The sequence below is a fragment of the Bacteroidota bacterium genome (genome assembly GCA_018266835.1).
Taxonomy (GTDB): domain Bacteria; phylum Bacteroidota; class Ignavibacteria; order Tepidaquicellales; family Tepidaquicellaceae; genus JAFDZO01.
Window position 1 is genome coordinate 554,550 of the sequence record JAFDZP010000002.1, and the last position, 25,884, is coordinate 580,433.

A 25,884-nucleotide genomic window follows, 5' to 3' on the forward strand; every position below is an offset into this window, starting at 1 on the left:
TATGATGACACTGATAAAACAAATTGCCCATATAGCATTATTAAAATCGTAACTCCCACCTTCCCGAAATTAACGGGAACTTATTTCTATCAGCCAAGTATCAATAGAAAAAAAGTTATGAAAACTCCAAAACTATTTTTCATACTCTCCCTTACAATTTTACTGCCGCTTTTTTCCTGCGGGAAGTTCACAGATAAAACAGCCGGCAATAATTCCAATGATGATACAAAACTATCAGTAACAAACCCTCCTGTTAATGATCCTGGTACAGATAAAGTAAAGATGAAAGATTTATCCGTGCAAAAGGAATTTAAAAAGGATAGTGATTTCAGGCAAGTTTCAGATGTTCTCGATGTTGTAAACAGAATGGTAATAAAAACCGGAACCATGAATCTTGAGACAGAAAAATATGACGAGAGCATAAATCAGATCAGTGACTACGTTAAGAAGGCGGGAGGATTTATTACAAACTCAAGCTCACAGGTAAATGCTTCAGGTAAAAAGCAGGGAGCTATAACTATAAGAATTACCTCTGATAAATATGATGCGATGGTTAAGGATATGAGTAACTTTGGAAAAGTCCTGAACTCACAGATAAACGGAAGCGATGTTACCTCTGAATATATTGACTTGCAGGCTAGAATGAATACACAAGGCGAGCTTGAAAAAAGATTACTCACTTTGTTAAATGATAAGACTGCAAAATTAATTGATGTAGTTTCTGTCGAAGAAAAGCTCGCATCGGTAAGAGAAAGTATTGAAAAGATTCAGGGAAGAATGAAGTTCTTAAAAAATCAGACTGACTTTTCCACACTTACTGTTTCAGTTTACGAGCCCTCTTTAATGACAACTTCCAGCGGCGGCGGATTTTTCTACGAGATTGGAAGAGGGTTCAGTAAAGGACTTAAAGGATTTACGGAAATTCTGTCAGGCATGATTACATTCTTCATAGCATTAATGCCGGTAGTGATTTTATTATTAATTTTAGCTTACATAGCAATTTTGATCTACAAAAAATCAAAGGCAAGAAAACTTAAAACTGCTTAAATAATTTTAACACCTCTATTTTCCTTCATAATCCTTCCTGAGTAATTGCAGCCGTTTGAGAGCGGAAAAACTCAGGAGGGCATTTCTTTTATACCGTATTATTTTATACCTTTTTTATTTATGGTATTTATTGTAAATTTCTCTAAGAAAATTTAGGGGCTTGAAAGATTTTAAAGGAAGAGGAACGGATATAAATCCCGGTAACAGATTTATAAATGTGAAATTAGAAGTTCTCGATGAATATCTTGAACATACCAAAGACGAGGATGAAGGAAGACCGGTAACTGAATTCATCAATGACAACTCGAAAAGCATTTTATCAAAAAATGACAGTCCTGATTTAGGATTTGAATACAGCATAAATCCTTACCGCGGTTGCGAGCATGGCTGCATTTATTGTTATGCTAGACCTACTCACGAGTATCTTGGATTTTCCTCAGGTCTGGATTTTGAGACTAAGATAATGGTGAAAAAAGATGCGCCGGAATTACTTGAAAAAGGATTTCAAGGCAAGAGCTATATTCCACAAGTAATAGTTCTTTCAGGAAACACTGACTGTTATCAGCCTGTCGAAAGAAAATTGCAAATCACAAGAAGGCTTCTTGAAGTATTTTTGAAATACAAGAATCCCGTCGGCATCATAACTAAAAACTCGCTCATTGAAAGAGATTTAGATATTCTTACCGAATTACATAATTTAAATTTAGTAGGAGTAACAATTTCAATTCCAACGCTCAATAAAGAAATTGCAAGTGTTATGGAACCCAGAACATCAACACCTTCCAGAAGATTACAGACAGTAGAAAATTTATCCAAAGCAGGAATATTTGTGAATGTAAATATTGCTCCTGTAATACCGGGTTTAACAGATGATACTATTCCGTTTGTTATAAAATCTGCAGCAGATGCAGGCGCGAAAAGTGTTGCCAGAGTAATCCTGCGATTGCCATGGCAGAATAAAGAACTATTCACAAACTGGGTTAATCAGAATTTTCCCGATAGAGCAAGCAAAATTTTGAACAGAGTTAAAAGTTTAAGAGGCGGAGAGCTTTACAATTCCGACTGGGGAACACGAATGCGAGGAGAAGGAGAATGGGCAGAGACGGTTAAACAGATTTTTAAGATCAACTCTCAGAAATATAATCTTAATAAAGAACACGCAGGTTTAAGAACAGATTTATTTGATAGAAATCCTGAACAGGAAAAATTGTTTTAGGAAGCCCACAATTTCCAGGAATCCGGCAATTGGAGAAAGATACTGTATTGAATAAAGTATATAATCATTGCAATGAAAAGGAAAAGTAACATTATAATGCTTGCGAATTTTAACTTCTTTAACAATATATAAGATATTGTCATTGATAACCACATACTCGGTGCAATAAGAAAAGTATTTAAAGCTTGTTTATCTCTGACTTCGCCGTAATAAAAAGTAGAACCAAAATATAATTCATACCATACCAAACAAACTATTGATAGACTTAAAAGCAAAAGTAAAATTAATGATAATTTATATGGAGGTTCTTTTTTTATAAAGATATAAATTATATTAATAAGAAATACAGCAGACATAATTAACAAAAAAACTATTTTGAAATTGTAGATATTTCTAATAGTTTCATTTTGCATGTATTTATAATATGGTTCAAAAACAAATGGAGAATTAAGATCTGCAACATTTACAAATACAGACAATAATAATAAAAAGCAAAACAATGAGTACGGTATTAAATGAAATACGTTGTATTCGCTTTTAAATTCTTTGAACCAATAATAAATCATTATGCAGCTTCTATCACAACTGCAGTACCGTATGCAAGCACTTCTGTTACTCCCTGCATAACTTCATTTGCATCGTATCTCATGCCAATAATTCCGTTTGCACCTATTTCTTCCGCATGTTTAATCATAATATCAAAAGCTTCCTGACGCGCATGTTCGCAAAGTTCTGTATATAAAGTTATGTTACCGCCTGCTAAAGTCTGAAATGCAGCACCGATGTTTGCAAAGAAATTTCTTGAACGCACTGTAATTCCTCTTACTATACCAAGCTGTCTTGTAATTTTACATCCGTGAATTTCAAAAGAAGTTGTAATAAATCTTGTATCCATTTTTTATTGCAATTTAATTGTGAGATACGATTAATATATTAAATATCTACAAAAAAATTTATGTCATTAAAAGTTTCTATTTTTTCGTTCGGCTATAATAAAAGCGGACTGCCTGCCGACCAAAGCGGTAACGGAGGCGGATTTATATTTGATTGCAGGTTCATGCATAACCCCGGAAGGCTTGAAGAATTCAAATTCAAAACAGGAAAAGAGGAAGATGTGATTCAGTTTATAGAAAATCAAACTTTAATGCCTCAGTTTCTTGAAAGCGTTTTCAAAATAATTGATATGGCAGTGGATAATTATATCGAAAGAAATTTTTCCAGTTTATTGATCGGATTTGGCTGCACAGGCGGACAGCATCGTTCCGTATATGCAAGCGAATCATTAGCCAAACACATACACAAAAAATATCCCACTGTATCCTTAGAAATAACTCATAGAGAATTAGGACTTGTAGAGAACTTCTAAAATATTTTAATCTTGAAAATAGAGAAATATAACTCATTAGAAGAACGTCAGCTTGAAAAGAAAACATTTCGTCTTCATCTTATATCTCAATTTTTTAACGGAATTTCATTGGGCATCCTGCTCTTGCAGGAAGTCATTTTAAAAAAATCTCTCGAAGCCAGTAACTTTGAAGTTACTGTTCTTATTTTCATGACCAGCATGGCTTTTCTCTTCTCTATTTACGGAGCAGAGATTATCAACCGTGCATCAAGACCGGGACTGACTGCTTTTCTTATTGGCAGTTCAGGTAAGTTATTTTTGTTTTTAATTCCCATATTTGATTCCCCCTTCATTTTTATTTTTGCAATTGCAGTAATGAGCATAATCGATTCATTATTATTACCAACCTGGAATATTGTTTACAAGCATAATTATACCGCGGAAAAAAGAAGTTCACTTTATTCATATGCTTCAAGTCTCTCCACTGCCGCCCTGTTATTGATGGCAACTATCTTCGGATATTTTCTTGATTTCAATCACGATCTTTATAAGATATTATTCCCCGTCGCGGGAGTCCTTGGTATTCTGATGTATTTTAATTTGATGAAGATGCTGAATTTTTTCTTTAAAGAAGAAAAAGAAAAAGTTGAAAGAAATTTCAGAATGGATTTTTCATTACTGAAAGATATAATCATTTTACCCATAAGAAATTCAATCAGAATTTTAAAAACTAACAGAAGATTTTTAATATTTGAAATAAATTTTTTTGTTTATGGAATGGCATTTATGATTGCAAGTCCTGCAATACCGGTTTTTCTTGTCGATGGTCTGAATCTGGCATATACTCCAATTTCATTTGCAAAGGGGTTAATTTTTCATTCTGCATTAATAATATTCACACCAATATCAGGAAAGTTTTTAGGAGTAAATAACCCTACTAAATTTTCCGGATATATGTTTTTACTCCTCATATTTTTCCCGTTATTTCTGCTTGCAGCTAAATATTTTCCCCTTTGGGGAGTCTACAACTCAACTGTTGAGATTCTTTTCTTCGCTTTCTTTTTATTTGGTACTGCAATGAGCGGAGTGACAATTGCATGGAATCTCAGCTCAATTTATTATGCACCGCACAATGAAGTTTCAAATTATCAGGCAGTGCACGTTACACTTACCGGTGTACGCGGTTTATTCTCGCCCATTCTTGGTTATATAATAATGCAGGTGTTTTCATTGGAAGCTGCGTTGATTTTAGCCTCCCTTCTTTTTGGCACAGCAGGTATTTTAATGCTTATGGAAAGTAAAAGAACATAACGCACATATATGAATCAATTGCTCAAAGTCCTTACTCCTCTTTTCCTGATTATTGTATATATAGTGTTCACTACTTTATATAATAAAGCTATTGAACCGGTGCGGGGTTACCCTATCTGGATGAAGGATACAGCAGGAATGTATTCACAGCAAACTTCAGGTTTGTACTTTATTGGAAGAGTAGAAAAAAAGAAGTTTTTTTTAAGCGCAAATGATAATGGAAGAATAGATAGAATTTCAGTCGATGATTCATATTTTCCACCTAAATTTGATATTCAGGTTTTACATTTTGAAGTTTCTTCAACAGCTAAATATTTTCAAACACTTGCAAAGCTGGATTTTGAAGATATTGTTTATGATAAACTAACGAATAAAATTTTTGTTTCAATAGAGGGAAATAGCGGTATAAATGATATGAACCCGCCTCAAATTACCACATCTAAAAAAACAGAACAAGTCTGTGAACTTTCATTCAACAAAACGATTCTTGATTGTGACACATTAAAAAACATTCGTAAAATTTCTATGCCTGATACTATTTTTAAGTACACCAATGATAATATCGGGTTCGAAGGGATGGGAATTACGGACAATTACTTTTTTATGGGTCTGGAAAACATTACTGATGAAGATGGCCAGTTTTCCGATAGCACTTATTTATATATAGTCGGCAGAAAAACGAATGATGTAAAAGTAATTCCGAGTAAGTTATTTAATGCTAAGACAGTAACATCTCTTTGCGCAGTTGATGATTATAATTTGTATGGTGTTGATCGTGATTCAAAAAAAATTTTTAACATTAAATTCAATAAGGATTTTACTATAAAAGAGGTAAAGTCACAACCATTTGAGCTTACAATGCCCGGACATACAGATATTTCAATGGAAAGAATGGCAGGTGTGGAAGCTATTGCATTAGATGATGAAGGATATATTTATACCGATATGGACCCGTGGTCCGATTTATTCAGATCAAATTTTACTCCAAAGAATTTTTTTACTGCTGAAGACTTATGGTGTATTTCTAAGCTTGTTCCGGTTTTATATAAATATAAAAATCCATTTTAATAAATATGAAAAGTTATCGTAAAGAGCTTTGGTTTGATATAAAAAACCGCAGAGAATTTATTAACATAACGCCAACAATGGAGAAGTGCCTTGCTGATAGCGGAATTAAAGAAGGTCTGTTGCTTTGTAATGCTATGCATATCACTTCAAGTATTTTTATAAATGATGATGAAAGCGGTCTGCATAATGATTTTGAAGTCTGGCTGGAAAAACTCGCTCCGGAAAAACCTTATTCACAATATAAACATAACAGTTACGAAGATAACGCCGATGCGCATTTAAAGAGAACAATAATGGGGCGTGAAGTAGTTATCGCAATAACAAACGGTAAAATGGATTTTGGTCCATGGGAACAGGTTTTCTATGGGGAGTTTGACGGTAAAAGAAAGAAAAGAGTTCTTGTAAAAATTATCGGTGAGTAGTGTAAACCTATAAAAAAGAGGAGCTGTATACAACTCCTCTCATTTGTTCTATTATTTTTAGAAACTACTTTTTTAGTTTAGTCATTCCACTAACATCTGTGTATTCAATGTCTTTAGGCGGATCCATAGAAGCTTCACTAACATCAGCTTTCATTTCCAGACTTGTTGCAGTCATAGTCATAGCAGGTGTGGATATTTTCATCGGTATAGCACCTTTCCATACAGAAATTTTTACGTCTTTACCAGTTTCGTAGATGTCACATTCTTTTCCTAAAATTGTTTCAGTGCCAACTTTCTTTTTATCTTTGAGATAATCCATCATGTTGTTGTAATCAATATCTTTACCTTCCTTAGCTCCCTCTTCTCTGTATTTAGCAATGTCTATCTTCGTTCCCATTTTTTTACCCATCACATCCATTACCATATAGGCATATTTATCATCAAAATAATTATCTGTTTTCATTTTTGCCCCTTGTATATCCATTACTAAGTTCTGCATAAATCTCTTACCTTTTTTGTAAGTAGTGAGATCTCCTTTCACTTTTCCGGTAAGTTCATATTTAATCGTAAAATCAGAAAGAGAGCTGACCTCTGTATTTCCTGATGATTCAGTTTTACTATCGGTTGATGTTTTAGTGTCGGAAGTTTTTGAATCGGTAGTAGTTGATTCTTTTTTTCCACATGAATAAAGACAGAACAAGGATAACACTATTATTACTATGGAAAATCTGTTAAAAGTTTTCATAGAAGTGTTTTAAGTTAAGAAATGATATAGAAAAACGGCAGGTGTAGTACCTGCCGTGGAATAGAAATATTATGCTGTTACGCCTGTTTGCGCATCCATTTTTGAAGTGATTACATTTTTAGGAACTGCACCTACTATCTGGTCAACTACTTTACCGTCTTTAAAGATAAGAAGTGTAGGAATGCTTCTTATTCCGTATTTCATTGCAACGTTAGGATTATTATCAATATCCATTTTGCCGACTTTAAATTTACCGTCGTATTCCTTTGCTACTTCTTCTACTACCGGAGCAATTAATTTGCATGGTCCGCACCATACTGCCCAGAAGTCTATTAATACGGGTTTATCTGAATTTATAACTTCTGAATCGAAGTTTGCATCTGTTATTTCAAGAGCCATTTTATTTATATCCTTTCTATTTAATTGATTATAATTTTAATTTTTATTTTGGCGGGGATTAATTTAGCTTTAAGTTATCTGCTCCAACAATTTGTTTCAAGTTGGAAATTAATTCCGAATGAGGTCTTACCCTGTTATACCGGGCCCTCAATATTTTTGAACTTCCATTATTCTTAATCTGAAAAAAGACATTACAGTTCCCTTCATTTGCATCTACTAATTCATGTATCTTTTCTAATTTGGATGAATCAAAAGTTTTTTCATCTAAAATCAGCATCATATTTTTAGAACAAATTTCATGAAGACTCTCAATTGGATATATTTTTTCAATAGTAAGTTTGATTTTGTCACCGTTTTCCTCAGGCTTACCTTCAACAATTACTAAGGCTTCATTTTGGAATAAATAGCTCTTTGCCTCAAACAAATCGGAAAATGCTACACATTCGCCGTCACCAGTAAAATCTACTAAAGTGAAAACAACAAAACGTTTCCCTTTTTTGGAGAGTTTTACATCCACTCCGCTTACAACACCTGCCATACGGACTTTCTGAACCTTTGTGAAATCTATTTCAGCAACTTCATCTCCGAATCTTAAATCAACATACTGATTTATTTCTTTCTCATATTTTGCTAAAGGATGACCGGTTAAATAGAATCCTAAAGCCAGTTTTTCCTTGTTGAATTTTTCGGCATCGCTGTATTCTTCAAACTCTCTCCATCTGTATCCGTCGGGCTGAGTAAGCTCCGCTCCAAACATAGATTCCTGTCCAATAACATCAGCATCATTTTTATGACGTCCTGCATAAATTGCTGCAGCTTCAGAATTGAGATACAGTTTGTTTCTATTCGGTTCCATAGAATCAAAAGCACCGGCATGAATTAAGCTTTCAATTGTTTTCTTATTTACAAGGCGGAGATCAACCCTTATTAGAAAATCCACAAATGATTTATATTCACCATTCTCTTTTCTCTCATTTACAATATTTATTGCAGCTTTCTCACCAACATTTTTTAAAGCGCTTAAACCGTATCTTATTTCGCCTACGTACTTATCTGTCTTATTATAATTTATAGAGAAATCCATAAAGCTGAGATTTACATCAGGCTGTTTTAAATCCACCTTCATCTTTTTGCATTCATTGGCAAAAAGCTGAAGTTCAACTTCATCATCTTTTCTGCATTCCATCGAAACTGATAAAAACTCCAATGGGAAATGAGCTTTAAGATATGCAGTGTAAAATGCAAGAATTGAATAAGCTACTCCATGAGATTTATTAAACCCATAATCGGCGAAGTCTTCCATCAATTTGAAAAGCTCTTCGGCAATTTTCTTACTCATCTTTTTTTCAAGCGAACCCTTAACAAACTTCGCCTTAACATCTTTCATGATTTCCTTATCTTTCTTACCCATGGCTTTTCTCATATTGTCGGCTTCTGCCATAGAGAAACCTGCGAACTCACGCGCAATCTGCATTACCTGTTCCTGATAAACAATAATTCCGTATGTTTCCTGTAGCGAGTTTTCAAGAATAGGGTGAAGATAAGTAATCGGTTTTTTTCCGTGACGTTTATCAATAAAATCGGGAATAAGTTTCATAGGACCCGGACGATACAAAGCATTCATCGCTGCCAGGTCATTTATATTTTTTGGTTTAAGCTTTGAAAGATACTCTCTCATTTTGCTTTTTGAAAACTGAAAAATACCTATGGTAGATCCAGCTGAAAAAAGTTCATAAGTTTTAGGATCATCAAGCGGAATTTTTGCTGTAGTTAATTCAAGATTGTACTTCTCATTTACCAAAGCAAGAATTTTCCCTATGATTTTTAACTCCTTTAATCCAAGGAAGTCAATTTTAATCATACCAGCATCTTCAAGCAGCTTCATATCATACTGTGTACAGAAAAGATTATCTTCACCTGTAACTTTTGCCAAAGGAACATAATCTGTTATATCGGATGGAGCTATAACAATTCCTGAAGCATGCAGAGAAGAATTTTTATTCAGGTTCTCCAGAGTTCTTGAATAATCGTAAAGTTTTTTTCTCGCAGCTTTTTGTTCTGCTGTTCCTGTTTCAAAATACTTTTTGAAATCAGGGACTTCTTCCATACACTCGGAAAGTTTTTTTACTTTTCCGAAAATAATAGGAATAGATTTGGTAAGTTCGTTAATTTCATTGTAAGGAACATTTAATACACGACCAACATCTTTTAATACACCTCTCGGCGCAAGTCTGTTGAATGTTACTATCTGAGCAACGGAGTTATCTCCATATTTTTCTTTTGCATATTGTATAACTTCATCTCTTCTATCGTCCTGAAAATCAATGTCAATATCGGGCATTGATATTCTTTCGGGATTTAAAAATCTTTCAAAGAATAGTCCATACTCAAGTGGATCAACGTCTGTAATACCGACTGCATAGCAGACCAGACTTCCTGCGCAGCTTCCTCTTCCGGGTCCGACTAATATTCCGCGTTCTCTTGCCGTATTAATAAAATCCTGCACAATTAAAAAGTAACCCGAGAAATCCATATTCTTGATAACATTCAGCTCGTAATTAATACGATCTATATAAGCCTTATCAAAATCAGGTTTACGTTTTTTTATACCTTCGAAAGAAAGCTTTTCCAAATAATCATCAAGTGTCTGTACCTTTTCCTCTTTGGGAATTGGGTAGCGGGGCATGTGGTTCTTGGAAGTATCAAGAACAAGATTACACTTCTCAGTAACCTCTAAAGTAGATGTAATTGCTTCAGGAAAATCGCGGAATATATCCGTCATTTCCTTTGTAGATTTAAAATATATCTGGTCAGTGCCGTATTTAAAATCTCTGGTCAGATCTATTGCGTTTGCATTCTTTGATTGCTTTGCGCTTAAATGGAGATATATATTATGTGCAACTGCGTCTTCTTTTTTTATGTAATGAACATCATTCGTAGCAATTAATTTTAATCCGAACTCTTTAGCAAGTTTTGGCATAGCAGCCATCACTTTTCGTTCGGCATCATTTTTCATCTGATGGTCCTGTATCTCCAGGTAAAAATCTTCTCCGAAAATATCTTTATATATGCCTGTCATCTTGCGGGCTGTTTCCATGTCACCGCGTGTAATATAGCAGGAAATTACACCGCCTGCACATGCAGTTGTACATACAAGTCCTTCCCGGTATTTATTAAGAACTTCTAAATCAATTCTCGGCTTATAATAATATCCTTCAGTATGCCCGATTGAACAAAGCTTTATTAAATTCCTATACCCAACTTCGTCTTTTGCCAGAAGTATAAGGTGAGCGTAATTTATGCTTGAAGAAGTTAATCCGTCAGAGTTTTCCGCAGGTTCATCTTCAGAGTGACTTCTTACAACATTCTTTTTAATCTTATCAAATCTTGTAGCTGCTTGCGCAACATAAACTTCGCAGCCAATAATAGGCTTGATGCCCTTCTTGCGTGCTTTTTTATAAAAATCCATTACTCCGTACATAACGCCATGGTCAGTAAGAGCGACGGCTTTCATATTATTTTCTACTGCGGCATTTACTAATCCGTCAACAGTGGAAATAGCATCTAAAAGTGAGTAGTGAGTGTGATTATGTAGGTGAACAAATTCCTGTGCCATAGTATAAATTATAAATTATTTTGCAGAGTTATAATAGAATATTTTTTGGCTATTCCCTTTCTTTAGAATATTTTCGGTATTGCAAATCTGAATATTTATGATAATCTTGCAAAGTATTAACATCCCTATCTATTCTATTTTAGTATTTTAATACTAATCTTTTCCGGCTCCCATTTTTTTTTCAATATTCTGAAAACTTTTATAGTTTGAATTCAAAGATATTTTAAAGTAACTTAATCAAAATTTAACCTTTAAAAGGATTACTATGAAGAAAATTCAACACCTTTTAATTATCTTTTCTTTAGTTTTTTTGTTTTTTCCGGATGTAAACACTTACTCCCAAACAAAAACTATAACAACTAGTTCCCCCAGAAATTATGCATTAACACTTAAGTTAAGTACCCTTGGCGTGGGGCTTGACGGAACAACAAACATCGCTAACAATCTGAATGTACGGATTGGCGGACAATTTTTTAAATTTTCTGTAGATGGCGGTAAAACCGGAGATGATTATATATACACAGCAAAAACAACTTTGTTATCTTTTTCAGCTCTATTAGATTATTTTCCTGGAGGTTCCATATTTAAAATAAGCGGCGGGCTTCTTGTGAATCTCAATAAAGTTGATATTGATATGACTCCGGGGCAAACATATGTTGTAAACGGAAAAACTTATAATAAAGACAATTTAGGGAAAGTAAATTCATATACAGATTTTACAAAAGTAAATCCTTATCTGGGAATAGGGTTATGTAATCCTTTAAATTATAAAAAGTTCGGCTTCACGATGGATATAGGAACTGTTTATCAGTTTGAACCGCAAGTGACAATGACGGCAACAGGTTTAATTTCACCTACAGCAAGCCAGGCAAATATTGTTCAGGATAATATTAAATGGTTTAAAGTTTACCCTGTTGTAACTTTAGGTTTAACATATAAGTTTAACTAAAAATTTTAAAAGAATTATAATGATTAAAAAAATATCCCTTAATATTTTAGCTTTTGCAATTATAGTATCTTCCGTACTGTATTTTCAAAGCTGTGATATAAAAAGCCCCACGGAAAATGTTCAGGTTTTGTTTAATACCGATGGACCGACTACAGGAGGTTCAATAGCCTTTCTTGATGCGAAAACATCTGCAATGATTACTTCTCCAAACGTTACTGTTTCATTCATTGGAGATAATGCCGGTAAAATTACCGATATGGCTAAGAATGTTACACCACAATTTACTTCAAGCAATGGTATAATTTCTTTTGGACTTGTTGAAGGGACACAGTTACCCTTAAATGTCACCGTACTTATTTCTTCAAACGGTTTTTTAACAACAAGCCTTCCGGTTACAATAAGTTCTCAGGGATTTTCAGCATATAATCTTTACATGGTAAATATTGCTAACCCGCCTGACGGAGTTTCAATCGCCCAGATTAATAACGCAGGAACTTGTATTAATGGGGTTATTTCCTCTGAATCAGTCCTGACTACTACATTAACAAACGGTACAGGCGGAATATGCAAAATACGTGTTCCTGCCGGAACAATTATTACTGATAATTCACCGTCACCAATTAATCTAAATGGTCAGCTTAATGCACTTGTTGCATATTTTGACCCGACAAAAGAAACAGCACTACGCTGCTTCCCGGGTGGACTTAATTTAAGTAATGATACTGTTATGAAAAGCGCAGGATTTGCTTTATTCGAAATTAAAGATGCCGCAGGAAGAATTGCAAAATATTTCCCTGGAACTCAGCCGACAATTACTATAGAAATTCCTGCAAATGCAGTTAATTTACAGGGTGCTCCAATTCAAATTGGCGACGCAATTCCGGTATTCAGCTATGAAACCTCTGCAGGTACCTGGTCACACGAACCTATAGGCATTGTTTCTGCAGGCAGCAATAGCAATAAAGCAATCTCATTCAATACACCACATTTATCTTATTGGAATCTTGATTACTTCCAGGGAGGAAACTGCACTCTTGGAAGAACTATCAGATTCAATCAAACAGGCGGATGTTCTTCAGTACCTTTGGAAGTAAAATTGTACTTTGTTGCAGGGACAACTGAAACGTACTATAAGACTGTTATCAAATCTGCCTCAGATAACACTTTGGCATTTAATTATGCACCGGCTGCAAATATGAAGATAAAGCTTTATTACAACGGAAATCTGATTTATACAAGTGACCCGGTAAGTCTTTGTACAGGCGGAGATTTAACTCTAACATATAATGTACCAACACTACAATCAATTACAGGAACAGTAACCGGTATTTGTACAAACAATTCTAATGTTGTTATACATCCGAGTTTCCCGGTTTATTACAAGCGCTCCGGTACAACAGCATGGTACTATTTAGGTTATATGGTGAATGGAAGCCTTACCCAATATTGCGGTGAGTTCGGTACATATGACTTTATGACATATTACAACAATTCAGCATTATATGCTAATAATATAAGTATAAATACAGTCAATCCTTCTTTTTCATTTTACCTTTCTTGCCAGTAAGGTAAAAAAATTAAATTAATTTTAAAAACCTGTTGGGTAATAATCCGACAGGTTTTTTTATTTATATTAGTTTGCGACTTTTTCTATATTACTTCGTCTAATAAGTATTAAAATATTTTAATTCCGGAACCGGATAATACCAATGTATCGCGATACAGACCTATTTCTTGAGCATTTACGTCCTCATTATAATGATGCAGTAAAATATTGCAGGGCATTAACGTATCGTATTTCTATTGACGATGCTGAAGATTTATTCCAGCAGTCGGTTTTGAAAGGGTTAGAAAACTTCCCGAAGCTCAAAGAAAGGGATAAATTTAAAAGCTGGTTCTTTAAGATAATCACGAACGAGTTTATAAATCAAACTAGGAAATCTTTCTGGAAGAGATACTTACCATTGGATGAAAAAATAAACCATTCAAAACCTCCCGAAATTTTCGAAGAGATTGCAAAAAATGAAACAAATAACATTCTATATAAAGCTTTGGGAATGTTAAACAAAAAAGAAAGGACTTGTATTCTTTTATTTGAACTTGCCGAATTTTCTATTGAAGAAATAAAGAAGATTCAGGGAGAAATGAGCTTATCCGCGGTGAAGTCAAGACTCAGCAGAGCAAGAAGCAAACTGAAAGAACACATAATTAAAATGGAATCGACTCAGGAAATACGTTTCACACAAACAGATATACAAAATTTAGGAGATTTAGAAAATGAAACTCTCAAACTCATTTCAGAATTCAAACATGAATAGCAAAGATAAATACTGGCAGAAGCTAAAAGAAGGAAATCACGATAACACTTTTCCAAAAGTCGAAGTATGGTTGAACAATCTGAATTCTGAAAAATCTCAATCCTTTAACTTAAACGGAATTCAAACCATGAAAAACTTTTTTGCTCTAAATAAATTTAAACTGGTATATTCAGTTCTTATTCTTGCAGTAGTTTTTGCAGCCTGTAATATGCCTGTAACACAAAATAAAACAATCGGTAATGCACTTAACTGGAAAGTATCAAAGACAAGTAAAGAGGCCATTGAAAAAATAAATTCACTGCCTTGGATTGATAAGTCAAAATTATCAGTTCAGGAACAAACTTCAGATGATAAATCATTTTTGACTTACAGTCTCATATTGGACAATAAATCAAGTAATGAAATGCAAAATTATATGAAAGAGCTGCAAAAAATTCCCAGTGTTAATTCAGTTCAATTGTTTCCGCTTAATCAAACAACGAAGCTTCCTTTATATGCTGCCGCACTTCATTCATTTTTCAGAGTTGAATCTGATGCTACAAATAAAAGTGACGCTGAGGTAACAAATGAATTACAAAAACAGCTGAATGCAGCAGGAATTGAAGATATTAAAGTCGGTTACAAAACTATGCCTGACGGACAGCGAATGCTTGACGTTCAGCCGACAGAAAAGGGATTAAACAGAAAAGAAGGTGACCCTGAGAACAAAGATTTTGAATTGAGTGTTAAAGACGGCAATAATGAGCAGTTCATTAAAACACGTCACAAAAGTGACGCTTCTTTAGATCTTAAAGGAAAGACAGATGAAGAAATAAAGAGAATAATTTCGGAAGATATGAAGAAAAACGGTGCCGATGTAAAACCGGAAGATTTAAAAATTGAAAGGGATGAAAAAGGTAATGTTAAAGTAGAAGTCACAAGTAAACAGGATTCAAAAGGACAGAAGATGGAGAATAAAATAGAACTGAAAGTAAAATAAATTATTCTGAACTCATTCTAATTTAAAACCTCTTAGGTATTAAGCCGGAGAGGTTTTTATTTGGTTAAAATTTTCATAAGCTCTTCCATTCCATCCGTAGCTTTCCTTTCAATGTATGTTGTATTTGGCGGTGGGTAATAAATATCGGGTTTGCTAGGGTCAATAACATATTTTTTCGATTCTGCCGGAACAAATTCAATAAGACTTGCCGCAGGGTAAACTACCATTGATGTTCCTACAACAAGAAAAATATCTGCCTTAACACAATATCTGATTGCTTCTTCTATCATAGGTACTGCCTCACCAAACCAGACGATATGAGGTCTAAGCTGAGAACCTTTTTCACATTTATCTCCCAGTACAAGTTCACTTCCTTCAATATCATATATTAAATTAGAATCTAAAGTGCTGCGTGCTTTTTTAATTTCGCCATGTAAATGAACTATATGTGATGATCCGCCTCGTTCATGCAGGTCATCTATATTTTGTGTTATAATTGTAACATCATATTTTTCTTCAAGTGAAGCTAGCGCGATATGAGCAGAATTTGGTTCTGCTTTTAAGATTTGTCTTCTTCTTTGATTATAGAAATCAATTACTAACTCTTTATTATTTCTCCAGCCGGAAGGTGAAGCTACTTCAGTAACATCATATCCTTCCCATAAGCCGCCGGAATCTCTGAAGGTAGAAATTCCTGATTCAGCTGATATTCCTGCGCCTGTAAGAACAACCAATTTCTTCTTCACATCAAAGTACTTTATTCATCAATTTTTAACTAATGTTCTTCTTTTATAACGAAATATCTCTTTTAAATCTTCCATTTTATTATAGTACATCTGTGTATTTAATATAAAATCATATCTTTCATATATATCAAACAATTTACTTTTGAAATCACTTTCTTTTTCTATTCTAAGCTCCGTCGTAAAATCTTCAATGTCGCCGCAAATAAATTTATTAACTTTCCCGGCATCAAATAATATTCTGACTTCATTAAAAAGTTCTACTCCCTTGAAATCGAGTATACCTGCAACAACTATTGCTGCAAGATCATATGGATAATGATAATCTGCATAAGATAAACTCATTATTTGCTTTAAGACTTCACTATACCAATTTATTATTTCATTCCTTCTTGACGGCTGATGCAGAGCAATTTGTGATATTGCCTTTAGTATTACCCTGTTAGTCTCTTCTGAATTTATCTGGCTTAAAAGATATTTTTGTAAAAATTTTGTAGAGCTGTTTCCCAGTGTATATACTGATTCCCAAACCAGTTCTTTTGAATATTTCCCGCACCAGAAATTAAGAAATTCCTTTGAACGTGAAAGAAAGGCAAGTATTATATAAAGACTGCTTTCAGATTTTAACTCAGACAGCAGAAAAATTGCATGAATCGGGAAGCACTTTTTGAACTCCGGAAGGTTTCTTGTTTTATAGAACTCAAAATATTCAATCGAGGATTTGATTATTGACTCTAAATCTTCAATGAGGGGTTTACTGGGTAACTCAAGAATTTCCTGAATTACGCTTTGGTCTATCCTCATTCCGTTTGTGTAAAGGGATAAAAGCTGAGGAAAATTTAAATCAACTTTGTTCATATCTGGGAATAGGTTGTTGAACAAAAAAAAACCGTAAAATTTATTAAACTTTACGGTTTCGACCAAAATTATTTAATAAATTTTATTTTGTATATTCTTTGACTTTTGTTAAAATGTACTGAGCTACTGCTTCAGCTTCCTTTGGTTTCAATCCCTGATTCGGCATTGCCGGATAATCGGGATTCATTTTAACAGGATTGTAAACAAAAGCTGCTACTTTTTTAACATTGCCGTTATATTTCGGTAAGGTCTCTTTATAAGGAGGACCTACTAACTTTGTATCAAACTTATGACAGGCAGAACATTTAGCATTAAATATATCTTCACCGCTTATGCCTGTATCTTTTACTTCTATTTTATTGTGTTTCTTTTCGTACTCTTCAGCTAAAATATGAACTTTATGAAATTGCTCTTTTAAAGCTCCGTTTATTGCTGAAACATCTTTTAATGAAAATAACGAAAAAGTTACAATCATTAAGTAGAACATTGCACCGGAATATTTAATTTCTGAGTTCCTTATAAGAGCGTACAAGAAATTAGCAGTCAATAATATCGATACTAATGCAAGAGCACCTATTATGAACAAAGACGACGAAAATGCGTGAGTGTGATAAGTTAGAAAACTACACAGAAATAAAACAGGTAATATAACAGTAGAATAAAATGCTAAAGAACCTGCAAATTTCTTTACATATGCTCTATAATTATCGCTTCTGTCCTTAATTCCACCCTGCCATCCGAAGAAATAGAATAATATCGCTATTCCGGTAAATGCCAAAGATGCGCAAATAAAGAATAAGAAATTAACGAGAACCGGACCGCTGAACATATAAATTATAGGTGAAGCTGTTTCCCATTGAGTAGGATTAACTATTAAAGTTGAACCTCCAATAAAAAATAATGAAGCTACAAACAAACAGACTAATCCCCAACCACCGAATGTTGTTTTTGTTTGTTTTAGACCCGATTCATATTCAGTTACTTCTTCAGGAATTTTACCTTCGTGTTTATCGCTTTCAATAACTTCTTTTAATGAGTCAACTATTTCTTCAATATCAAAATTAGCTTTATACTTATACACAAGTGTTATACCCAGATAGTAAAGAATTGATGATGCAATCATCATTCCTACAACTGCTGTTTTTGTTTCATACATGAACTGCATGTAAACAAATGTTGCTGAAAGCACAGGAATGACTCCAAGTCCGAGCCCGACACCTTTACTGAATATCAGTTTGTCTAAGATATCACAAGCAAAGCGATAGTAAATTGTTCTGCGGTTATTTCTTCCTTTACGGTTGAAATAAACAGAGAAAATCGTTCCGCCGATTGTTGCTCCCATATAAGGAAAGAACAATGCAAGTGAAATAAATAAAACAAATCTTAATACCTGTAAGTGAGTTTCATTTGCCGGTATTACAATTTCGTTAAGAAAATCCATTAATAAATCCTTTCAAAAACTTTTATAGTATTTTTACTAATTTATCTATTGAAACAGATGTAATTATTACAAGTGTATAAATATTTATTCTAACAAATGTGTTAAGTAAATTTTTCTTTTCAGCAGGTGAAGTAAGAAATTTATAAGACTCGTAAATGAACCATACTGATAAAGCAAAAATTACAAAACTTGTGATATTAAAATTCAGCATTCCTGAAACAGGAATTAAAAGAGCAACACTAACAGTCGGTAAAATCCAAAAGAAAGTAATCTTCTTTAACTGCTCAGAAGAAAATTTACTTTTCAATGTAGGATAACCGCCTTTTTCATAATCTTCACCGTAAATCATAACTAAAATCCAGAAGTGAGGAATCTGCCACATGAACATATATAGTGCAAGCACCCAGATGTTTGGATTTGCTATATCCGCTCCGCTTGCAACCCATCCTGCTACAGGAGGCAAAGCTCCTACTAATGCACCCGGAATAATAGCGAAGGGAGTAACTTTTTTTAACGGAGTATAAATTCCGTTATACCAGAATAATGTTACAAGTCCTACTATTAAACACTCAATATTAGAACCTAAAAGAATTACAACACTTCCTAAAATTATTATTGATAAAGAAACAAGTAATGCCGTTCTTCTCAAAATTAATCCGGCAGGAATAGGACGGGATTTTGTTCTATCCATTAAGATATCTGAATCTGATTCCTGAACCTGATTCAAAGCTGAAGCTCCACATGCTAAAAGAAATATACCAACAACCGGATAAATAATATCGGCACCTAACATGTAGGAACCGGTAATAAATCCCAGTGCAGTTGTAAGAGCAACAAAGAAAGTTATCTTCACTTTGCAAAGGTCACTGATGACTTTTATAGTGGATCTGAATGAAGATGATACCAATTCTTCTCTTACTATTATTGTTTCTTTATGTGTGTTTACTGTTTCGATTGTATTATTCTAAAACTTTTTAAACTATTTTTTAACAGAATCTTTTTTAATTGCATCGGGTGGAGTCTTCATATCTTTCTTAGTTGTGTCAGTTCCTTTTTTTGTTGTATCAACAGGAGTTGATGTAGTCTTTAACGAATCCTTCATACCGCCAGTCTTAAGTGAATCTGTGGTCTTTTTAGTTGTGTCTGGAACAGGTAATTCTTTTACCCACTTCTCAAATTTATCAACAGGAATGACCATCAATACTGCATACATATATGAGTGATTCATTCCGCAGTACTCAGCACAGGCTATATCATATCTTCCTTCATGCTCAGGGTTAAACCAGAGTCTGTTTGTCTTTCCGGGTATAGCATCTTCTTTAACTCTTTGTGATGGAATATAGAAACTGTGATTAACATCGTTTGATTGAATTTCCATCTTGATATTCTTACCTACAGGCACAAAAAGAGTATCGCTTTTTTTCTTTGTTTCAGGATATTCAAAGGTCCATTTCCACATCTGACCTGTTACTTTGATCACATATGCGTCAGCAGGTATATCTCTTAAATTTTTATAGCCGTTGTATCCATAGAAAAACATTACCATTACAAGAATTGTCGGAAGGACAGTCCATGTAATTTCAAGTGTTGTATTTCCGTGAATATTTTCTGCAACAGGATTCTTTTTTCTGCTGTATCTGAAGCAGAAATAAACCATTGATACCGTTACCAGCAGCAGGAGTATAATCGAACAGCCGATAATGAACATCATTGTTTCATCTGTTTGTGCTATTATATTGGGTCTCATATTTAAGGAGTTCTAAAAATTAAATCAAAAAATGTTAAACCTATCATTGTTGCAAAAATTACTATGCATACTGCTATAAAAACTTTAAAGATAGGCGTGTCAAATTTTACGTGCATAAAATAGTTTGCCACAAGACATGTCTTTATTGTAGCAATTACTAAAGCCACAGTCAATGTCAGTGAACCAAGATTAATACCTGCAACTGAAACAGTCACTGCCGTCAAAGCAAGAAGCCCAAAGAATACCAGAACGTAAATTCCGTATCCGTGAGCATGTGCCTCGTGTTCTTCTGCTTTATGTGTATCTATATCCATTATGTAAAAATTAGTTTAAAGTCACTTGATAAATTCAATTAATGAATTAAATAGAATAACGGGAATAAGAAAATCCAGATCACATCAACTAAGTGCCAGTATAATCCAGCATTTTCAAGTTTCTGATAATTATCGTGAGTAATTTTATTTTTCTGAATCATTACCATAATTGTTCCGATGAAAATCATACCTACTATAATGTGAAGTCCGTGAAGTCCTGTCATTACATAATACAATCCGAAGAATACAACTTCACCTTCGCTCATATCTGCAAGAGCCGGTCCTTTAGGATAAATACCTAAATGAATTTTATGTGTCCATTCAAAATATTTATTCACCATAAATGCTGCGCCGCATGCCTGAGTAAACCATAAGAATCCTAAACAAAGTCCTTTATTTTTTCTTTGTAAAGCAACAATGCCAAGAACTACTGCGCATGAGCTCGCAAGAAGAATAATAGTATTAATTGTTCCTATGTATGTATCGAGTTCAGCAGCCGCTACTTTATATGCATCACTGTAGATAAATCTGTACGACGCATAGAGAATAAACATACCGCCGAAAAGAAGAACTTCTGTAAACAGGAACAGCCACATTCCCATTTTTGAACCCATATCATCGCGATGTACATGTTCACCAACATGTGCATGTGCTTCGTGTACATGCTCCTGGTGAACGACAACTTCAGAATTTTGAGACATTGAAAATTATTATTTTTCTAAAATTATAAATATTCTGTTAACTAAACTATTAGTGTTTTAACTGATGCTTTACTTTTGACTCAATCAAACCTTCTCTGTCGTAAGGTCCTTTTGTTACAACAGGAATTTCTTCAAAGTTTTCCATTGGCGGTGGTGATGGAACAGTCCACTCTAATGTAGTCGAATCCCATGGATTAGCCGGGGCAACAGCACCTTGTCTTAATCCTCTTAGTAAATTTGCAAACATCAACAGAATTCCTGAAATCATAATCCATGAACCTACTGTTGAAATTACATGGTAGACCTGGAACTCAGGTAGGTAATCATAATATCTTCTTGGCATTCCTAAATATCCTGCAATGAACATAGGGAAATATAATCCGTTGAAACCGATTACGAAAATTATACATGCAAGCTTTGCAACTTTTTCATTATACATTCTTCCGAACATTTTCGGGAACCAGTAATGAAGTGATGCAAAGAATAATATACCCATACCTCCAAACATAACGTAATGGAAGTGGGCTACAACGAAGTATGTATCTGTTAAATGAATGTCTGTATTTAATGTACCTAAAACTAATCCTGTTAATCCGCCGATTGAGAATACAAAAATAAAGCAAAGAGCATAAAGCATAGGAGCAGTAACTTCGATAGAACCTCTGTATAAAGAAGCTACCCAGTTGAATACTTTAACACCTGTAGGGATAGCAACAAGGAATGTAAGAAGCGAGAAAATTACGTTTGATGTATCGCTTGTTCCTGCTGAGAACATATGATGCCCCCATACTAAATAACCTACTAATGCAATAGCAAGAGTTGACATTGCAATCGGTGTATATCCGAAAATCGGTTTACGTGAGAATGTTGCAATAATATCCGATACAACACCCATCGCAGGTAAAATCATAATATATACAGCAGGGTGGGAATATATCCAGAATAAATGCTGATAAAGTAACGGATCGCCGCCAAGAGCAGGATCAAATACTCCAATACCTAAAGTTCTTTCAAGAATTACTAAAACTAATGTGATACCGATAACAGGAGTTGCAAGAACCTGAATCCATGCTGTTCCGTAAATACCCCAGCAGAATAAAGGCATCTTGAAGAATGTCATGCCCGGGGCACGCATTCTGTGAATTGTTGTAATGAAGTTTAAACCTGTTAATATAGAGGAGAATCCAAGAACAAATGCTGCAAAAACTGTTAACGAAACGTTAGTAGTTGTTCTGATACTGTAAGGTACATAAAATGTCCAGCCTGTATCAGCTGCTCCTGTTCCTGTGAATAATGATATAAGAGCGATAATTCCGCCGGCAATATATAAATACCATGAAAGTAAATTCAGTCTCGGGAAAATAACGTCCTTTGCTCCGATCTGAATCGGCATTATGAAGTTACCGAACACTGCAGGTACGCCCGGAATTATAAACAAGAATACCATTATAACTCCGTGAAGAGTAAATAATGTATTGTATGTCTGGGGCTTCATTATTGTAGCGCCCGGAGTAAGCATTTCTAATCTCATCAAAAAGCCGAAAGTCATTGCCGTCAGAAAGAAACCTATCATGACGAGCAAATACATAAGGCCGATTCTTTTATGGTCGACTGTTAATAGCCATGACCATATGCCTTTGTGTTTACTTTCCTGCTTATAAAAGTCAACCAGTTTTCCCTTTGGTTCTGCGGGAACTGCGATTGAACCATTAGCCATTTGTTTTATCCTCTGTTATTAAATTTGTTTTTTTCTTTTTAAGAAAAAGAATACTCGAAAAAATTATAAGTAATACTAAAACTCCGCCGCCTGCAACCCTTGTAATATTTAGAACATATTTCTTTGCATCAGGATTGTAGCTGAAACAAAACTGAACTATCTTTGCTATCGAAGTTCCTGTTTTGCCTTGTGAAGCTTCCAGTATTGCAAGCTTAAAATCAAACGGATTAAAATCTGTACCGAATAAATATCTTGTTATCTTTCCGTCAGGAGAAACTGCCATAATTGCAGCTCCGTGGACATAATCATTTCCCTCCTTTTTAACATAAAACCCAAGTGCATCACAAAGTTTATCAATGTTTGCACTATCAGCTGTTAAAAACTGCCAGGCGTTTTGTGGGATTTCCCTGTGCAAAGTAGTGTAATAATTTTGTTTTTTCTCTGCAGCCATCACATAATTTTCCTGAGGGTTGAAGCTCACTGAAATTACGTTGAAATCTTTTCCTGCATCTAAATCGACTTTATCAATAACGTCTGCAAGTCCGTTTGAAAGCGGACTGCAAATTCCGGGACAACGGAAATATATTAAAGAAATTATTGTTGGCTTTCCGTTTATATAATCTTTTAAAGGATGCGGCACTCCTTTTTCATCAAACAGAACTATATCCTGCGGAACTGTCTGACCTGTTTTTTCACTTATGCCAACTTCCTTTTTTGTACTGCCGGTGTTGCTTTCATCAGCTTTTACAACTACAACATTTAACAACGAAACTAATAAAAGCAAACATAGAATGTTTACTTTTTTCATATAACCTTTCTTAAACTTTTATTGTGCTAAATACACCTTTAAGGTAAGTATAGAGCTGGTTCCATTCATCATCGGATAAATTCATAATCTCTGTTTTAAATCCTGCAACGTATGGGTCGCTCATTATCAATTTAACCAAATCGTTTTTATTATCATTCCATTTAAGGTTGTCTGCAAGGAAATTCACTGCTTTAACTCTGTCTCTAACTTTACTTTTAAATAATACTGCTCCTGCATCAGTTGTATTTGAAGAAATATTCAAATCAATTTTCATTATCAGGCTGTCTCTTCCTGCATCATCACCAAGGACTTTTTTAATAGCATCTTTTACAGGAATCTGATTAGGCTGCTTAACACCTTTTGATAAGCTGTAAGCATCATCAAGCGCTTTCAAATTTTCCTGTTTTACAGCAGGATAATTCGGATTCAAAGTTCTTAAGAAATTAATAATTGCAATTCTATCTTCCGGCGGAATATTTGCATAGCTGGCCATACCTCTGTTTGTAATGCCTTCCTGTAAAGTAATGTACATGCTTTCAAAGTTAGGTCCGTTTGTCCAGCCTGAAAGCTCATGAAAATTTCTTGGCTTTGGATTTAAATTTGCTCCTGCAGGTCCGTCGCCTTTTCCTTCAGGTCCGTGGCATGGTGAACATGTTGTTTCAAATAATCCTTTTCCTTTTGCAACAAGCTCGGGAGTAGAAACAGATAATTTATACACATCAACCGGAGGTGATGTAATTCCTTTTTTCATTGCAATATCAAGCATGAATGCCTGAGCAGAATCCAACTGTTTAGGTAAAAGATCTTTTGAGTTCATCGCAATGAAATCAATATTCTTAAAGTATGTATATCCCGCAGTTATAATCGCAATCAAAACGAAGATATATATCACTCCGTAAAACGGAAGCGAGTTTTTTAACTTCGATGAATATTCTGTATTATTATCTTGTTCCATATATTAAACTTATTCTTATAGTATAAATTATAATGTGAAATTTAAACCTGCTTCTAATTTCGGATCTCCGACAGGTGTAATGCTTTCTTTATTAGCCTTCATGCTGAATACAATCATAATTAATCCCGGTGCAAACAACAATATTCCGAGCTCCTGCCATCCGAAAACTGGTCCGTGACCGTAAGAAGGCATTATTTCCCAATATAAGTCAAGCATGTGTGCAAGTATCATCCAGACACTCATTACTTTTAAAACTTTCAGGTTTACTTTTATGCTTCTTGGTAATAAAATCAGGAACGGAATTACAAAATGGAAGAATAAAACTGCCATTGAAACATATTGCCAGCCATTATGCCATCTTGATATATAATAAATAGTTTCTTCCGGAATATCTGCGTACCAGATCAAAATATATTGTGAGAAACCAATGTATGCCCAGAAAATATTAAAACCGAAAAGCAAGGTTCCTAAAGAATAGAAATGATCGTTACCAACTCTTGGACTTAAATAACCGTTCTCTTTTAATTTAATAGCTATGAATGTTGCAACTGCAAGACCACAAACCATTGTTCCTGCAAAGTAATAAACTCCATAGATTGTTGAGTACCATGTCGGCTCTAGGCTCATCATAAAATCTATAGCTGCCATTGTTAATGTTATGAAGAACAACGGAGCAAATACTACCGATAATTTTATATTCCTTCTTGTTAAAGAAGGATCTTTGGTTGTATCCTGTTTCTTTGAATTTTTTGTAAAGAAATAATAAAATAAAAACCAGACAACCAGACAAAATGCAGTTCTGATAAGGAAAAAGTTAACATTTAAATATGCTTTTTTTGATTGCAGAATTTCACTTCCTGCTACAATATCGGGATGTGTCCATGAATACAGATCTTTCATGCAGAATAACAATGGGGCAACTAAAATAATAAGCAGCGGTACAATTCCGGACATGAATTCAAAAATTCTTCTGAACGGAACACTCCATGTTGCGCCTACAAGATATTCTAATGCAGTAAGCAATAATCCGCCGAGCCCAACGCTCGCAAGAAACATATACACCCAGAGATAATCATAAGCGCCTCTTTGTTTATCTACTAAGAATGAGATTACTATAATGAGTAATCCTACGGCCGCCATTAAGTAGCCAAGCTTAGAAACTTTATCAGATATTGGTTTATTAAT

The 25,884-nt window shown here is 34.3% G+C and carries 25 protein-coding genes; 10 read left to right on the forward strand and 15 right to left on the reverse strand.

The window, feature by feature from the left end; genetic code table 11:
- Positions 1 to 117 precede the first annotated feature (117 nt).
- Positions 118 to 1,047: a DUF4349 domain-containing protein gene (locus JST55_04240; protein MBS1492691.1), complete on the forward strand. Its 930-nt coding sequence runs from the start codon at positions 118 to 120 to the stop codon at positions 1,045 to 1,047.
- A gap of 136 nt (positions 1,048 to 1,183) precedes the next feature.
- Positions 1,184 to 2,263 (forward strand): PA0069 family radical SAM protein, encoded by a 1,080-nt coding sequence (locus JST55_04245; protein ID MBS1492692.1) that lies wholly within the window; start codon positions 1,184 to 1,186, stop codon positions 2,261 to 2,263.
- A 565-nt stretch (positions 2,264 to 2,828) separates the two neighbouring features.
- On the opposite strand, the gene JST55_04250 is transcribed toward JST55_04245, so the two are convergent.
- Positions 2,829 to 3,158, reverse strand: a complete 330-nt coding sequence (locus JST55_04250; protein ID MBS1492693.1) for a YbjQ family protein — start codon at positions 3,156 to 3,158, stop codon at positions 2,829 to 2,831.
- A 60-nt stretch (positions 3,159 to 3,218) separates the two neighbouring features.
- Here JST55_04250 and JST55_04255 point away from each other — a divergent pair, with 60 nt between their 5' ends.
- From JST55_04255 to JST55_04270, 4 genes are read left to right on the forward strand one after another with little or no spacing between them, the layout of a single operon-like run.
- On the forward strand, positions 3,219 to 3,629 hold the full coding sequence (locus JST55_04255) for an ATP-binding protein (protein MBS1492694.1): 411 nt from the start codon (positions 3,219 to 3,221) through the stop codon (positions 3,627 to 3,629).
- Between the two features lie 12 nt (positions 3,630 to 3,641).
- A complete protein-coding gene (locus JST55_04260) occupies positions 3,642 to 4,919 on the forward strand; it encodes an MFS transporter (protein MBS1492695.1) in 1,278 nt (425 codons plus the stop codon).
- 9 nt (positions 4,920 to 4,928) lie between these two features.
- A complete protein-coding gene (locus JST55_04265; protein MBS1492696.1) occupies positions 4,929 to 5,987 on the forward strand; it encodes a hypothetical protein in 1,059 nt (352 codons plus the stop codon).
- Between the two features lie 5 nt (positions 5,988 to 5,992).
- Positions 5,993 to 6,409 carry a YjbQ family protein gene (locus tag JST55_04270; GenBank protein ID MBS1492697.1) on the forward strand — a complete coding sequence of 139 codons (417 nt, stop codon included), beginning with the start codon at positions 5,993 to 5,995 and terminating at the stop codon, positions 6,407 to 6,409.
- Between the two features lie 64 nt (positions 6,410 to 6,473).
- Here the strand turns inward: JST55_04270 and JST55_04275 are convergent, their stop codons facing one another.
- The 3 genes from JST55_04275 to dnaE form a co-directional block, all read right to left on the reverse strand.
- Positions 6,474 to 7,109 (reverse strand): hypothetical protein, encoded by a 636-nt coding sequence (locus tag JST55_04275; protein ID MBS1492698.1) that lies wholly within the window; start codon positions 7,107 to 7,109, stop codon positions 6,474 to 6,476.
- Positions 7,110 to 7,223: 114 nt separating this feature from the next.
- Positions 7,224 to 7,553, reverse strand: a complete 330-nt coding sequence (gene trxA / locus JST55_04280) for a thioredoxin (GenBank protein ID MBS1492699.1) — start codon at positions 7,551 to 7,553, stop codon at positions 7,224 to 7,226.
- A 58-nt stretch (positions 7,554 to 7,611) separates the two neighbouring features.
- Complete coding sequence (gene dnaE / locus JST55_04285; GenBank protein MBS1492700.1) at positions 7,612 to 11,169, reverse strand: DNA polymerase III subunit alpha; 3,558 nt, start codon at positions 11,167 to 11,169, stop codon at positions 7,612 to 7,614.
- A gap of 265 nt (positions 11,170 to 11,434) precedes the next feature.
- On the opposite strand from dnaE, the gene JST55_04290 reads away from it, so the two are divergent.
- From JST55_04290 to JST55_04305, 4 genes are all read left to right on the forward strand, one after another.
- Positions 11,435 to 12,118 (forward strand): hypothetical protein, encoded by a 684-nt coding sequence (locus JST55_04290; GenBank protein ID MBS1492701.1) that lies wholly within the window; start codon positions 11,435 to 11,437, stop codon positions 12,116 to 12,118.
- Positions 12,119 to 12,137: 19 nt separating this feature from the next.
- A complete protein-coding gene (locus JST55_04295; protein ID MBS1492702.1) occupies positions 12,138 to 13,685 on the forward strand; it encodes a hypothetical protein in 1,548 nt (515 codons plus the stop codon).
- A gap of 142 nt (positions 13,686 to 13,827) precedes the next feature.
- Entirely contained in the window at positions 13,828 to 14,436 is a 609-nt protein-coding gene (locus JST55_04300) for an RNA polymerase sigma factor (protein MBS1492703.1), read from the forward strand.
- Positions 14,396 to 15,415, forward strand: a complete 1,020-nt coding sequence (locus JST55_04305) for a hypothetical protein (GenBank protein ID MBS1492704.1) — start codon at positions 14,396 to 14,398, stop codon at positions 15,413 to 15,415. The genes JST55_04300 and JST55_04305 overlap by 41 nt, the downstream gene beginning before the upstream one ends.
- A gap of 56 nt (positions 15,416 to 15,471) precedes the next feature.
- Here JST55_04305 and JST55_04310 read toward each other — a convergent pair whose 3' ends face one another.
- From JST55_04310 to JST55_04360, 11 genes are all read right to left on the reverse strand, one after another.
- Complete coding sequence (locus JST55_04310) at positions 15,472 to 16,161, reverse strand: NAD-dependent deacylase (protein ID MBS1492705.1); 690 nt, start codon at positions 16,159 to 16,161, stop codon at positions 15,472 to 15,474.
- 18 nt (positions 16,162 to 16,179) lie between these two features.
- Positions 16,180 to 17,016 (reverse strand): DUF1186 domain-containing protein, encoded by an 837-nt coding sequence (locus tag JST55_04315; protein MBS1492706.1) that lies wholly within the window; start codon positions 17,014 to 17,016, stop codon positions 16,180 to 16,182.
- An 82-nt stretch (positions 17,017 to 17,098) separates the two neighbouring features.
- Positions 17,099 to 18,457, reverse strand: a complete 1,359-nt coding sequence (locus JST55_04320; protein MBS1492707.1) for a cytochrome c — start codon at positions 18,455 to 18,457, stop codon at positions 17,099 to 17,101.
- 22 nt (positions 18,458 to 18,479) lie between these two features.
- A complete protein-coding gene (locus JST55_04325) occupies positions 18,480 to 19,364 on the reverse strand; it encodes a protoheme IX farnesyltransferase (GenBank protein MBS1492708.1) in 885 nt (294 codons plus the stop codon).
- Positions 19,365 to 19,436: 72 nt separating this feature from the next.
- Positions 19,437 to 20,204: a cytochrome c oxidase subunit II gene (coxB, locus tag JST55_04330; protein MBS1492709.1), complete on the reverse strand. Its 768-nt coding sequence runs from the start codon at positions 20,202 to 20,204 to the stop codon at positions 19,437 to 19,439.
- Between the two features lie 2 nt (positions 20,205 to 20,206).
- Positions 20,207 to 20,518 carry a cytochrome C oxidase subunit IV family protein gene (locus JST55_04335; protein MBS1492710.1) on the reverse strand — a complete coding sequence of 104 codons (312 nt, stop codon included), beginning with the start codon at positions 20,516 to 20,518 and terminating at the stop codon, positions 20,207 to 20,209.
- Positions 20,519 to 20,556: 38 nt separating this feature from the next.
- Complete coding sequence (locus tag JST55_04340; protein MBS1492711.1) at positions 20,557 to 21,219, reverse strand: cytochrome c oxidase subunit 3 family protein; 663 nt, start codon at positions 21,217 to 21,219, stop codon at positions 20,557 to 20,559.
- 49 nt (positions 21,220 to 21,268) lie between these two features.
- The gene (gene ctaD, locus JST55_04345) at positions 21,269 to 22,936 is read right to left on the reverse strand and encodes a cytochrome c oxidase subunit I (GenBank protein ID MBS1492712.1); all 1,668 of its coding nucleotides are present in this window, start codon (positions 22,934 to 22,936) and stop codon (positions 21,269 to 21,271) included.
- Entirely contained in the window at positions 22,929 to 23,744 is an 816-nt protein-coding gene (locus JST55_04350) for an SCO family protein (GenBank protein MBS1492713.1), read from the reverse strand. The genes ctaD and JST55_04350 overlap by 8 nt, the downstream gene beginning before the upstream one ends.
- Positions 23,745 to 23,754: 10 nt before the next feature.
- On the reverse strand, positions 23,755 to 24,699 hold the full coding sequence (locus tag JST55_04355; protein ID MBS1492714.1) for a cytochrome c: 945 nt from the start codon (positions 24,697 to 24,699) through the stop codon (positions 23,755 to 23,757).
- A 27-nt stretch (positions 24,700 to 24,726) separates the two neighbouring features.
- Complete coding sequence (locus tag JST55_04360) at positions 24,727 to 25,839, reverse strand: quinol:cytochrome C oxidoreductase (protein MBS1492715.1); 1,113 nt, start codon at positions 25,837 to 25,839, stop codon at positions 24,727 to 24,729.
- Positions 25,840 to 25,884 lie beyond the last annotated feature (45 nt).